This is a genomic window from Shewanella zhuhaiensis (assembly GCF_022484835.1).
Taxonomy (GTDB): Bacteria; Pseudomonadota; Gammaproteobacteria; order Enterobacterales; family Shewanellaceae; genus Shewanella; species Shewanella khirikhana.
On record NZ_JAKUDL010000006.1, the window covers coordinates 87,651 to 101,165 of the forward strand.

At 54.5% G+C, this 13,515-nt stretch carries 7 protein-coding genes; 3 read left to right on the forward strand and 4 right to left on the reverse strand.

All coding sequences use genetic code 11. The features are described 5' to 3' along the window. The first annotated feature begins 29 nt into the window (after positions 1 to 29). Together MJ923_RS16015 and MJ923_RS16020 are read left to right on the forward strand one after the other, a co-directional pair. Complete coding sequence (locus MJ923_RS16015) at positions 30 to 2,054, forward strand: S9 family peptidase (protein ID WP_240591936.1); 2,025 nt, start codon at positions 30 to 32, stop codon at positions 2,052 to 2,054. A 180-nt stretch (positions 2,055 to 2,234) separates the two neighbouring features. Continuing rightward, positions 2,235 to 3,920 carry a SulP family inorganic anion transporter gene (locus MJ923_RS16020; protein WP_240591937.1) on the forward strand — a complete coding sequence of 562 codons (1,686 nt, stop codon included), beginning with the start codon at positions 2,235 to 2,237 and terminating at the stop codon, positions 3,918 to 3,920. A 501-nt stretch (positions 3,921 to 4,421) separates the two neighbouring features. Here the strand turns inward: MJ923_RS16020 and MJ923_RS16025 are convergent. Then, positions 4,422 to 5,378, reverse strand: coding sequence for an alpha/beta hydrolase (locus MJ923_RS16025; protein ID WP_240591938.1), 957 nt, complete (start codon positions 5,376 to 5,378; stop codon positions 4,422 to 4,424). A gap of 2 nt (positions 5,379 to 5,380) precedes the next feature. Next, the gene (locus tag MJ923_RS16030; RefSeq protein WP_240591939.1) at positions 5,381 to 6,547 is read right to left on the reverse strand and encodes an MFS transporter; all 1,167 of its coding nucleotides are present in this window, start codon (positions 6,545 to 6,547) and stop codon (positions 5,381 to 5,383) included. A 165-nt stretch (positions 6,548 to 6,712) separates the two neighbouring features. On the opposite strand from MJ923_RS16030, the gene MJ923_RS16035 reads away from it, so the two are divergent. Further along, entirely contained in the window at positions 6,713 to 10,216 is a 3,504-nt protein-coding gene (locus MJ923_RS16035; RefSeq protein ID WP_240591940.1) for a hybrid sensor histidine kinase/response regulator, read from the forward strand. 144 nt (positions 10,217 to 10,360) lie between these two features. Here the strand turns inward: MJ923_RS16035 and MJ923_RS16040 are convergent, their stop codons facing one another. After that, positions 10,361 to 11,032, reverse strand: coding sequence for a response regulator transcription factor (locus MJ923_RS16040; RefSeq protein ID WP_126168305.1), 672 nt, complete (start codon positions 11,030 to 11,032; stop codon positions 10,361 to 10,363). A gap of 128 nt (positions 11,033 to 11,160) precedes the next feature. Further along, complete coding sequence (locus MJ923_RS16045; RefSeq protein WP_240591941.1) at positions 11,161 to 13,437, reverse strand: TonB-dependent receptor; 2,277 nt, start codon at positions 13,435 to 13,437, stop codon at positions 11,161 to 11,163. Positions 13,438 to 13,515: the final 78 nt, after the last annotated feature.

Below are 13,515 nucleotides of genomic sequence, written 5' to 3' on the forward strand. Positions count from 1 at the left end.
TTTGGACACCGCATTCCGGAGCCTATTGCATGAAAAAATTCACTTTATTGGTGGCACTCTGTCTGCTGCCTTTGTTTGCCATGGCAAGCGAAGACAAGAGCCTCAGCGTCGAACGTCTGTGGCAAATGGAGCGAATCGGTTCGCCCGTGGTATCGCCCGACGGCAAACTGATTGTTGCCCCTGTTACCCGCTTTGATGTGAAAGAAGACAAGGGTTACACCCGCCTGTGGCTATTCGACGCAAGCGGCAAGCGTCAAAACCCCATTACCGCCGAAGGCCTTGGCGCCAGCGAGCCGGTATTCTCCCCGGACAGTAAGCAACTGGCCTTTGTCAGCAAGCGTGACAAAGACGATGCCGGTCAAATCTACCTGCTGCCGATGACAGGCCCGGGTGAGGCCAGCCGCCTGACCAAGGTGCCCACCGGTGTATATGGCATCAAGTGGCAAGGCGAGCACCTGTATTTTATCAGCCGTGTGTGGCCGCAAAAGAACTGGGAAGAAATGGCCGCCCAACTTAAGGCCGATAAAGACAAGAAGCTGTCAGCCCGTCAGTGGAACGCCCTGCCCTACTCACAGTTCGATCACTGGATTGAAGAAGACCGTCAGGCCCATGTATTTCGTATTCCCGCCAAGGGCGGCGATATTGAGGCCATCACCCAGCCGCTGGGCCGCGAACTGCCTCGCTCCAGCCAAAGTGCATCCAGCTACGATATCGACTCTAAAGGCAAGTACATAGCCTTTAATTCAAACGGCTCAGATAATCAGGTCGACCCCAAAATCGATATTTTCCTTGGCCGCATCGGTGGCAACAGCGCCGATAACCTGACCCCGGACAATAACGCACCGGACAGCAGCCCAAGCTTCAGCCCCGATGGTAAATCCCTGGCGTTCAGCCGCCAGAAAATAGCCGGTTTTTATGCCGACACCGCCCGGCTGATGGTCTATGACCTTGGCAGTAAACGCACCCGAGAGCTGACCGGCAACTGGGATCGCTCTATCAACAGCTTTGTATGGGCTGCCGATGGCAAGGGCTTTTATGCCAGCGTGGATGATGCCGCAACCCGCCGCATCTACCATATCGACGCCAAAAGCGGTAAGCACAGGGCCATCACCAAGGCCACCAGCTTCGGCAAGCCAGCCTTGGCCGGTAAGTACACCCTGATAGCCGGTAACGACAGCTTTATGTTCCCAACCCGGCTGGTTGCCATCGACACCAAGAGTGGCGACACCAACCGTCTGGACAGCTTTAACGACCAGCTGCTGGCGAGTACAGATCTGGGCAGCTACGAGTCAGTAACCTACAAGGGCGCCGACGGCAACGACATCCAGATGTGGGTGCACTACCCAGCCGGTTTCGACAAGAGCAAGAAATACCCGCTGTTTCTGCTTATCCATGGCGGCCCCCACAATGCCATTGGCGATTCCTTCAGTTTCCGCTGGAACGCCCAGACCTTCGCCTCCTGGGGCTATGTCACCGCCTGGCCGAACTTCCACGGCTCCAGCGGTTTTGGTCAGGACTTTGCCGATGCCATCAACCCCGATTGGCGCACCAAGCCACTGGCCGATATTCAGGCAGCAACCAGGTACTTTGAGTCGCAGCCCTGGATTGACACCGAGCGCATGGTGGCCGGTGGCGCCAGTTACGGCGGCTACCTGACCTCGGTACTGCTGGGCACTGAGCACCCGTTCAAGGCGCTGCTGATCCACGCTGCCGTGTACAACATGTACTCGCAAATGTCGGCCGACTTTGCCGTGCATGGCACCCGTTTTGGCGGCTACTGGGAAAACCCTGAGATCTACAAGAGCATCTCGCCCCATTACCACGCCGACAAGTTCAACACTCCGACCCTGGTGATCCACGGTCAGCTGGACTACCGGGTACCCGTGGGCCAGGGCTTCGAGCTGTTCCGCACCCTGCAAACCCGTGGGGTGGAATCGCGGATGATTTACTTCCCCGACGAGAACCACTGGATCCTCAAGCCCAACAATTCCATCTATTGGTATAACCAGGTTAAAGATTGGATGACCCGCTTCGCCGAGCCGGGCGCCCGCTAACCATCTACTGCCCCGCTTGCGGGGCAGTTTTTTATTGCAGGCCGCCATACGTTCGCCCCAGCGATATCAATGTTCTAGCTACCTTGTACGACCAGCAAGATTGCAGGTTGGCTCGGACGGCGTATCTCTATAAACTCCGTGACCAACATCACACGACTGCCAACCACAGGAATTTACGCCGTGCCGATTTTCAATGCCTTTGACTCCAAGTCCCGAGCCAACGACGTGATGGGTGGTGTAACCGCTGCAATTGTGTCTCTGCCACTGGCGCTGGCCTTTGGCGTAGCCTCAGGCGCAGGTGCCCAGGCGGGCATCTACGGCGCCCTGTTGGTCGGCCTGTTTGCTGCTATTTTTGGTGGCACCCGTACCCTGATTTCCGAACCCACAGGCCCCATGACTGTGGTGATGACCGCCGTTATTGCCAGTTTCACCGCCGCGCACCCGGACAAAGGCCTCGCCATGGCCTTCACCGTAGTGATGATTGCCGGCTTGATGCAGATTTTGTTGGGGGCACTTAAGTTTGGCCGCTACATCACCCTGATGCCCTACAGCGTGATTTCCGGCTTTATGTCGGGCATTGGTGTGCTGCTGATTATTCTGCAACTGCCTAATCTGGTAGGTGTTTCCGGTATTACTGGCGGCGCCGTGGGGGTAATTGAATCCCTGCCCGAAATCAGCGCCAACATCAAATGGCCCGAGCTGACTCTGGCAGTCTCGGCGCTGGCACTGATGCACTTTGTGCCCAAGCTGCTGCCCATGCGCCTGCCGCCACAACTGCTGGCACTGGTGTTCTGTACTTTGGCATCAGTACTGTTTTTCGATATTGACGATATCCGCCGTATCGGCGAACTCAGCATTGGCCTGCCATCGCTGGTCATGCCAACCTTCACCTACGGCGAACTGACTCACATGCTGATCAGCGGCGTGATGCTGGGGGCTCTGGGTTGTATCGACTCGCTGATCACGGCAGTGATCACCGACCGCCTGACCCGTGAAGAGCACGACTCAGACAAGGAACTCATAGGTCAGGGTATTGGCAATATCGCCTCTGGCCTATGCGGCGGCCTGCCGGGCGCAGGTTCCACCATGGGTACAGTGGTGAATATCCAGTCAGGCGCCACCAGCGCGCTCTCGGGCGTGGTGCGGGTGCTCGCCCTCTTGGTTGCCTTCTTTGCCGCCGCCGACATAGTGGAATACATCCCCATGGCGGTGCTGGCTGCAATAGCCTTTAAGGTGGGATTGAACATTCTCGACTGGGCGTTCGTAAAACGCGCCCACCAGTTGTCGCGCTCTGCCGCCTTCACCATGTACACAGTGCTGGTGCTGACGGTATTTGTGGATCTGATTGTGGCCGTGGGCGTGGGCATGTTTATCGCCAACCTTATCACCATCGACCGCCTGTCCAGGCTGCAAGAGCACAATATCAATGCCATCAACGATTCAGGCGATGCCTCCGATATGCGCCCCAATGAAAAGCGCCTGCTGGACGCCATCAACGAGAAGTCCAACACCCTGCTGCTTAGCCTCAGTGGCCCGATGATTTTCGGAGTTGCCAAGACACTGCAGCGGGAATCCATTGCGGTGAAGAATGCCGATACTCTGGTGCTGGATCTGTGCCGGGTGCCCTTTATGGACTCCACCACAGGCCTTGCCATCGAAAACGTGCTGCTGGACGCCAAAGACTGCGGCTGTAACGTCTATCTGGTGGTGCCGCAACGATACAAGTGGGAAGCCAACTTCGTTGAACGCCACAGCGACCTGCCGACCTTCCACAGCCGGGTTGATGCCCTCTCAAGCCTGGCCGGTTCGCTGGGGATTGAAGCTGACGCCCCGCAAGCCAAAACCGACAAAGCCGCCACAGCTTAATTAAGATGGCACACAACCAACAAACCCCGCCAAGTGCGGGGTTTGTATTTGGGCAATTCACACGACGTTTCCATAAGTGCGCATGCTCGGCTATGGCAGGTGGGATTTATGCAGCCTGCGAAATCTTGCCATTTTTAAGCAGGGGATGCTGACTCACGTAATCCACAACCTTCGATTTCATCAGCTTAAACAACAAAAAGCCATAAAATACAATTATTTGCTTATCTATGGGCGTGTGGCATTCTCGTTGGCCATGTTCCACCCAAAAGCGCTTCAATATAGGCCATACAACACTGATGTCGTTTTATTTGTATTCCGAATCAGAAAGGTCGGCCTTTCGAGATGAATAGCTATTAAGTCGAGCAGAGCATGCTCGGGGCTTATTCGCTGCCTCCCAACCGCAGGGCGCCGTCCATCTGCAGTGCATTCGCAAAGTCTGCCAGTTAATAAGGACTTTGAACTAACCCCGGTTGCGAGCTTTCACTGAAACCAGGTCGCGGCTCAGGACATCCTGATAAAGTGGGCGATTCTTTGATAGGTGCTTAAACACTCTTCGGCCACCAGGTCGTGAAGCAGCATATAGGCGTGGATCATGTCCTCCAGCCCATGATGCTCTACCTTTACGCCCGCACGCTGTAACGCCTCGGCATAGGTCCGGCCTTCATCGCGAAGCGGATCGCAGCCAGCAGTGAAGATCAGCGTTGCAGGCAATCCAGCCTCAATACGACCGTGCAGTGGCGATGCCGCCCTCACCTTTTCAGCATCCAGGGCCGCATCCTGAAAGTATTGCTCGAAATACCACTTCACCCTTGGGGTTTCCAGCAAGAAACCCGCGCCGTTGCTCTCGTAAGAGGCGCTCGCCATGGTGTAATCCACGCTGGGATAAATCAGAATTTGTTTGCGAATATCAAGGCTCGACTCAGCGAGACTGCGCTCGCTCAAACTGGTGCAGATGGCACCGCCAGCACTGTCACCCATGATGCAGGGACCGGTGATAAAAGCGACGTCCTCCAGCACTTCGGTGTAGTGGCGCAGGGCATGCTCGCAATCCTCAAGGCCCGCAGGATAAGGATGCTCGGGCGCCAAACGGTACTCCACGCTAATCACCACACAGTGAGCTGTGCTCGCCAACTGACGGCAGATGGGGTCGTATAGCTCCACACTGCCGCACATGTGGCCGCCACCGTGAAAGTGCACCACCACTGGCAAGGCACTATGTGGGTCGGGGCTGTAAACCCGGGCGGGAATGGCTCGGTCACCGAGTTGCCAGGCTCTATCGGCGATGTAGCTCACCTCGGGTTTACAGGTCATGAAGGCGGCGAGCTTATTCAGATTTTCCCTCAGCAGCGCCGGTGTGAACTGAATGTTTTGCTCCCTCGCAAGGGCAATATTTTGGTTGGCCTGGGACAGAAACTCCGCCAGCTTTGCTGACGCCGAACCACGTGGAGAGTCTCGCATGCTTATTCCTTGGGTTTTCCGGTTTCAGGGAGAAAATAGCTGCCAACAAATACGGTGGCGCTCAGCAGGGTAATAAGGACAAAAGAGGCGAAATAGCTGCCCTGATTCATATCCACCAACTTGCCAAAGAGCCACAGCACTATGGTGGAAATGAGATAACTGATGGACCAGAAGAGGCTGAAAATCACCGTGATTTTTTGCCCCGTCATCTTTGGCAACTCGTGGGGAATGCTGACAAGGGCAGTTACCGGCAGGAAGATACAAAAACCCAGTACGATGGCGCACAGGGTTTGCAGCCAGGGTTCGGTGCCAAAGGATAAGCCCAGCACAGTGATAAAAATCACCAGCCCGCTTATACGAATAATAGGCAGTCGCAGCGGCTGTTTTCGGCTGTAGAGGATACCGGCGACAGTGCCGAGAATACCAAAGCCAATCACCCACTTACTTTGGCTGATGCCCGCCTGGGGATAAAAGGTAAACAGGCAAATATAAAAAGACAGCAGACCCGAATAAGTTAAGGCGTACGCCCAGTTAAAGCCGTCCTTCAAACCATCGAGATAACTGTAATGGCTGGACTCTTGGGCTGGCACACCAGCACCTGGCTGCTCGCGGTCGAACTTCACCATCAGCCACAGCAGTGCCAGCGCCAGACTCGCCAATGAAAACACCAGCAAACTTTGCTGCCAACCGCCGGTAATGGCATTGATGACAGGCATGCCCCAAAGCACAATTGCGGTACCCACGTTAAAGGCCACCGCGTTTAAGCCGTTGATCACCGGGCGCTCTTCGGGGGCAAACCAGTGCATCACTATGGGGTTGAAATACACAATCATAAAGGCGCCGCCAAGCCCCATCAGAAAGCGGCTGACCAGGAGCACATCGTAGTTGGGGGCGTAAGGCGTGACTATGCCGGTCACTATCAACAAGGCCGCCACCAAAAAGGCGTATTTCACCCCGACTTTCAATGTGAGGTAGGCTGCGGCAAAGGTGCCGACAATCTTCGCCAGGGTCACGGCGCCGCTCAGTAAACTCGCCGAGGCGAAGCTCTCGATATGCATCGAGGCCATTATCTGGTCCATACTCGCGGTGCCGCCAACCCATGCCATGGCAAATAATACGTAACTGGTAAAAACCAGACCTTCCACCAGATATTTATGGGTTATTTTCATAGGCGTAATGGCTCAAAACCTGAGATGAATATTGGGGGCTAGGTTATCTGATGAAGTGGGATAAAGAAGTACTACCTTAGTGCACCGCAGAGGGATCAAGCCTTTAACAATCGGCCTGCCTGGTGTAGCTTGGCTGGGTATTGGAACATCATTCTGGGGTTTATTTTGCTGCCTTGGCTGTCTGTTGATACCTGGTGGATCAGCGTTATTTCAATCGCCTATTTGGCCGTGCTCTTTATTGTTGCTCAGTTGGGGCAAAACCAGCCCTTCGGCCAGTGGCGAAAAAGACCCTGGGTGTACAGCCTGTCTTTGGGTGTATGTTGTACCTCCTGGGCCTTTTACGGCACTGTCGGCCAGGCCGCCACCACAGGTGCCTGGCTGGCCCCCATTTACATCGGCTCCATTATCTGTCTGGTGCTGGCCTGGCCCATGTTGATGCGCACCCTGCACATAGTCAAAAGCCAGAACCTCACCTCCATCGCCGACTTCATTGCCTGCCGCTTCGACCGCTCGCCCAAAATTGCCGCCAGTGTGGCCATGGTATCTCTGCTTGGCACCATTCCTTACATCGCCCTGCAACTTCGAGCCATCAGCACCAGTTTTGATCTCCTGACAGGCACCTTCCAGTCGGGAATAAGCACGGCGTTTATCGTGACTATCGTGCTGATTATTTTCAGCATTCTGTTCGGTACCCGTCAGTTGTCGGCAAGCAAACAGAATCAGGGGCTGGTGCTGGCGATTGCCTTCAGCTCGGTGGTGAAACTGCTGGCGCTGACGACTGTGGGCATCTTTGCCACCTTTTATATTTTCGACGGCTTCAGCGATCTCCTCTCCCGGAGCCAAGCGCTCCCCACCAGCACAGAGGCCAACTCCCTCTATTTTGTGCTGTCGCAAATTCTGCTGGGGGCCATCACCATCTATGCCCTGCCCCAGGAGTTCCACATGATGATGATTGAGAATCATCATACCAAAGAGCTCAAATCTGCCCGTTGGATGGTGCCCCTGTACCTGCTGCTGATGAATGCCTTTATCCTGCCGATAGCCCTTGCAGGCCAGCTGAGTTTCCCTGGCGGCAGTGTGGATGCCGATACCTATGTGCTTACCCTGCCACTGTTTTACCAACAGGCTTGGCTGGGGGTACTGGTGTATCTCGGTGGTCTTGCCGCGGCAACCGCCATGGTGATTGTGGCGGCCATTGTACTGAGCACCATGATATCCACCGAGATCCTGACTCCGCTGCTGCTCCGTCTGCCCAGGTTCAGTTCTCAGCAAACACCGCAGCTTGCTGGAATTCTGCTGAACCTGCGCCGCGTCGCCATTGCCGCTATCCTGTTATCGGCCTTTGCCTTTGAGCGCTATATCGACCAGCAAAATCACCTCGCCAGCATAGGCCTTTTATCTTTTGTGCTACTGTCGCAATTTGCCCCCGCCGCCGTGGGAGCCCTGTACTGGCGCAGGGCCAACACCCAGGGTGCTTTCTGGGGCATGTTGCTGGGCAGCCTGGTCTGGCTCTACACCCTGCTACTACCCGCCACCTTCCCCGATGCCAACTGGGTTATCCATGGCCCCTGGCACATCGGTTGGTTAGCTCCCAATGCCCTCTTTGGCCTTAATGAATTGGATAACATCAGCCACGGCCTCTTCTTCAGCCTGCTGGTGAATATCGGCAGCTTAGTGCTTATTTCCCTCTTCCGGGAACAGAGTGTGGGCGAGCTCTTGCAGGCCGATGTGTTTGTAAACCGCAAGCAATTGCAGCTTGAGCGCCATCTGTCGGTGAGCGATTTGGCCAGCCTGCTGCACAGGTTTATCAACAAAGAAGAAGCCGATGCCCTGGTGGCAAAAGCCAAACTGCTGGGCTCTGAGCTGTCGTCCCGCCGCGAAGAACTGGTGGATTACACCCGGCTGAAACTCTCAGGCGTATTGGGGTCAGCCTCCACCCGCATGGTGATGAACGCCGCCTCCCGCGCCCAGCAAGTGCCGCTGGAGGATGTGGTCAGCATTGTCGATGAAGCCAACCAGATATTTGAATTCAACCGCGAACTGCTGCAATCGGGGGTGGAAAATATCGAGCAGGGGATAAGCGTGGTTGATGCCGACATGCGCCTGGTAGCCTGGAACAAGCGTTATATTGAGCTCCTTGATTATCCAAAAGATTATGTAAAAGCTGGCATCCCAATCGAGAAGCTGCTGCGCTACAACATAGCACGCGGCATCATAGTCGGTGACGAGGCCCACGAACTGGTGGAGAAGCGCCTCGCCCATATGCGCAGCGGCAGCCCCCATCATTTCCAGCGCACCATGCACGATGGCAGGGTACTGGAAATCCGCGGCCAGGCCATGCCGGGGGGCGGCTTTGTCAGTACCTTCAGCGACATCACCGCCCACATTCAGGCCGAAAAGGCACTGCAGCAAGCCAACGAGACGCTGGAGAAACGGGTCGAAAGCCGCACCCGGGAGCTCGCCAAGGCCAAGGCAGAAGCCGAAGCCGCCAACAGCAGCAAAACCCGCTTTTTGGCCGCGGCCAGCCACGACCTGATGCAACCCTTTAACGCGCTCACCCTGTTCACCGAAATGCTGAAGCAAAGGGTGACCTCCACCGAACTTCAGGATTTGGCGACCCATATCGAAGACTCCCTCAATGTGGTGGAAAGTCTGCTGTCTGACCTGGTGGAAATCTCCCGCCTCGACAGCAGCAGTCTGAAAACCGAACAGAGCCAATTTGCCCTCGATGACTTGCTCTCGACGCTGGTAAACGAATTCAAGGTGTTATCCAAAGAGCAGGGGATTGAGTTTGGCTATCAGTTTTCATCCTGCTTTGTGCAAAGCGACCAACGCCTGCTGCGGCGCATCATTCAAAATTTCCTCTCCAACGCCTTCCATTACTCCCCTGCCGGCGCCCTGGATCAGGTTCAGGCAGCATCGCGTTCGCGACTGGAGGGCGGAGAGTCGATGGCAAGCGGCGGCGAATTTGTCCCAAGAGTACTGCTTGGGGTTCGCAGGCGACAGGACAGCCTGCTTATTCAGGTATGGGATAATGGCCCGGGGATCCCTGCGGAAAAACAGCAGGCAATTTTTGGTGAATTTGAACGTCTGGAACAGACCCGGGAAATTCCCGGGCTCGGCCTTGGCCTGGCGATTTGTGACCGCATAGCCAAGCTGCTTGGCATCCGGATTTATCTGCATTCTGAGCTTGGCAAAGGCACTTGCTTCAGCGTGGAAGTACCAAGGATAAGGCAGCAAAAGCTGCCCGATAATGTGGTCAAACTGCGGCGCGACGACGAGACCATGGGCGACAGCTTCGATATTCAGGTGCTGGTTATCGACAACGACGAGCTGATGTTAAAAGCCATCTCCTCGCTGCTTATCGGCTGGGGTTGCAAGGTACTGACAGCCAGAGATAAAGCGAGTGCCCTGGCACAGCTTGAGGGGGCGGACACGCCCAGACTGATTCTTGCGGATTACCATCTGGATGATGACGAAAATGGGGTTTCGCTGGTGCAAAGCCTGCTTGAGCATCCAAGGCTTTTGCAAGCGCGCCCCACCTGCGTTATCTGCTCGGCAGACCCCTCAGAGGCCGTCCGGCAGCACACCAGCAGCGCCAATTTCAGCTTTGTGCGTAAACCGGTGAAAGCCACTGCACTTAAGCGCCTGATTAAGCAACTGTCATGAGTCATTGCATCGGCATGATACGGGATTGATTAACGCAACGCTGCCCGAGGGCACACCCCGGGCGCAAACAAAAACAGTGGCCATAGCCACTGTTTTTTTATTTGCGCTTTTTATGTGCGCTTTTTATGTTCTTAAGCGGTTTGCTCAGGCAGTCGCCGCCTGCTTGTCGCTGCTGGTGATCATCAATTGCTGGAACACCAGCCCAGCCTGGGTTCGATTGTAAACTTCCAGTTTAAGCAGTATGGCCGACACATGCTTTTTAACCGTGGTTTCCTTGATATTGAGATCGTAGGCAATTTGTTTGTTAAGGCGGCCATTGGCAATGCTGGCAAGCACCGTGTATTGCTGCGGCGTGAGCTGAGCGAGCTGCTTTGCCAGCCGCTGATGCTCTGCCGCCGTCTGTTGGTCGACATTGATGTCGGTGTTCTCCGGCAGCCACACCTCACCGTCCAGCACCGTGCCTATGGCATCGGCTATTTGGTTGAGATTAGCCGACTTGGGAATAAAGGCGCTGGCTCCCAAATTGATGGCCTTACGAATGATGTCAGGCTGATCGTCTGACGACACCATAATCACCACGATATCGGGGAAATGGTTCTGTAGCAGAGTTAATCCGGTAAACCCTTCATTGCCCGGCATATGCAGGTCAAGAAATACCAGCTCAATATCGGGATGACTTTCAATAACCGAGATGAGATCCTGAAAGTTTTCGGCCTCCAGAACCTCTGCTGTATTTACATTTTTGAGAACAGCCTGAGTTAATGCTGTCCGAAATAGTGGGTGGTCATCTGCAATAGCCACTTTTATCTGAGACATAATCTGTTCCCTTTATTTTTAACCCAGTTTAATCCCATAAAGTATGAATGCCAGCTAAACCTGTTACTCCGGAATAAATAACCGACTCAAGGGAGTCGGTTATTTATCAGTATCACTGGCATCAAACTCTAGAAACTGTAGCCCACAGTAAGAGAAATGGTTTCCGGATCGCCGTAATAGCCAATTAATGTATTGTCACCACCCAATCCTGGAATATAGCCACCGTTACCGTCAGGCGTCACAAAGGCATAGTTACCCACCAGGTATTCTTCATCGGTGATGTTTTTCCAGTGCAATCCGGCGGTCCAGTGGCCATCGTTGCTGTACCAGTTCAGCCCCAGGTTCAGCAGGCCATAACCGTCCTGGCTCAGGAGGTTATCCACTACAGCCAGGTCATAGTCGCTGCGGTAGTAGTAGTTTCCGCTGGCCACAAAGCTGCCAAAATCCGTGTCTATGTTGTAGCTGAAGCCCACGTTGGCCGTGGTATCCGGGGTGTTGGTGATGGTGTAGGTGTCACTGATATCGATTTGATTCCCATCCGCATCGTAAGAAATCACCTCATCAAAGTTGGCATCGATAAGACCCAGGCTGGCGAACAGATTCAATGATTCAGTGGCAGCATATTCCAGCTCAAGCTCCAAACCCGATGCAGTGGAGGTACCAATGTTCCCGAGACGCTGATTGAGGTCCGCAGCATCTTCGCCGGGCAAGACGGTTACGAACTGGCGATCTTTATGGTTCAGGTAGAAAGCCGTGGCGTTGATGCGCAGGTTATCGTTCCACTCGCTCTTTACACCAACCTCAAATGAATCAACCACTTCTGGGTCTACTGCCGGCTCAGGTCCGGTTGCCCTTGGGTTAAAGGTACCGGACTTGAAGCCCTGGGAGTAACTGGCATAGAGCATCATGTCGTCGTTCAGCTGGTACTCGACCCCGACTCTGGGGGTGAATCGGGACCAGGTCTCTTCATCGTCGAGCACCTTGGGAATACTGGCTTCAATCTGGGCCTCATCCCGCACATAACCCGGATACCAGCCGGTTTCAGGATAGATGCTGTCGAAAATCACCCCGTTGTAAACGGTGGCATCCTTGGTCTCGCGCGTGTAACGGGCACCCAGGGTCAGCGACAGCTTGTCGGTGATATCGTAAGAGCCCTGAGCATAGGCGGCATAGCTCTCGCTGTTGTTGCAACCCCGCACTTCACGGGTCAGGCCACCGTAAGCCTTGAAAGCCTCTTCAAGAATGGCGTCGAACAGGCCGCAGGAGTCACCTTGAAAGTAATAGAGGCCAGACACCAGCTTGAGATTTTCACCATCATAGTTTGCCTGAAACTCCTGACTGAACTGCTCATCATCGTAGATGGCAGGCACATCGAAGATACGCAGACTGGTATTGTCAAAGTCGATGTTGGTGGGCGAATAGCTCTCACGGGATGAGGTGACTGACTTAAGGGTCCAGTCATCATTCAGGCCGTATTCCAGCGTCAGCCCCCAACCTTCGGTTTCCACCTTGTTCCAGGTGGGCATGCTGGTATAGGAGTCGTACTTGCTGTCAGGCACGGGGGCATTGGAGAGGAGGCTTGGCAGAATACGATAACCACCTTTGGCGTTAGAATCGTCCTCTGTTTTGTCATAGGTCAGACGCATAAAGAGCGCATCTGTCGGGGTATATTCCAGGCTGATACGGCCTGCCATCAGGTCTTTATTATAGTTTTCAGTGTCTTGATCGTTCAGCGCCGAAGTAACAAAGTCACCGTAACCGTCACGGTTTAAACTGGCCACCGCAAAACCGAAATAGAGTTTATCGTCAACCAGGGGGTATTGACCTGCTACCTTGAAATCACGCTGTGCATAGCTGCCCACGGTGGCATTCAGGCTCAGCTCGGCATCGCCGCTCATCTTCCTGGTCACGTACTTAACCGCGCCACCTATGGTGTTTTTACCATAAAGGGTGCCCTGCGGGCCGCGCAGCACTTCGATGCGCTGTACATCCAGAATATCCAACACTGCGCCCTGCGGCCGGGCAACATAGACATCATCGATATAGATACCGACCCCGGGCTCATAACCCCAGAGCGGATCCTCCTGCCCTACACCACGGATAAAGGCGGTGAGCGTGGAGTTGGTACCCCGGCTCGCCTGCAGGGTGGTGTTGGGGGAAAACTGCTGAATTTCGGTCATGACATTGATGCCATTTTCAGCCAGATCCGTGGCGCTGACCGAGGTCACAGCAACGGGCACATTCTGCAGACTTTCCACCGTTTTGCGCGCCGAAACCTCAATGCGTTCCAAGGTGGCTTGCTTCTCCCCTGTGCTATTTTCATCTTCCGCAACAGCGTATTGTGCTGTCAGTGCAGATGAGATAGCTAAAGCAATGCAACTCATTTTAATAGTGTTCTGTTTCATACAGAGTTCCCGTTGTAGTATTTATTTTTAAAGGTTGGTACTTACTGCTATTTAAGTTCACATCGACTCTATAGCAGT

Coding starts and splice junctions, on each gene's coding strand:
- MJ923_RS16015 (WP_240591936.1), top strand. CDS start 30: ATGAAAAAATTCACTTTATTGGTGGCACTCTGTCTGCTGCCTTTGTTT.
- MJ923_RS16025 (WP_240591938.1), bottom strand. CDS start 5,378: ATGCGAGACTCTCCACGTGGTTCGGCGTCAGCAAAGCTGGCGGAGTTT.
- MJ923_RS16030 (WP_240591939.1), bottom strand. CDS start 6,547: ATGAAAATAACCCATAAATATCTGGTGGAAGGTCTGGTTTTTACCAGT.
- MJ923_RS16040 (WP_126168305.1), bottom strand. CDS start 11,032: ATGTCTCAGATAAAAGTGGCTATTGCAGATGACCACCCACTATTTCGG.
- MJ923_RS16045 (WP_240591941.1), bottom strand. CDS start 13,437: ATGAAACAGAACACTATTAAAATGAGTTGCATTGCTTTAGCTATCTCA.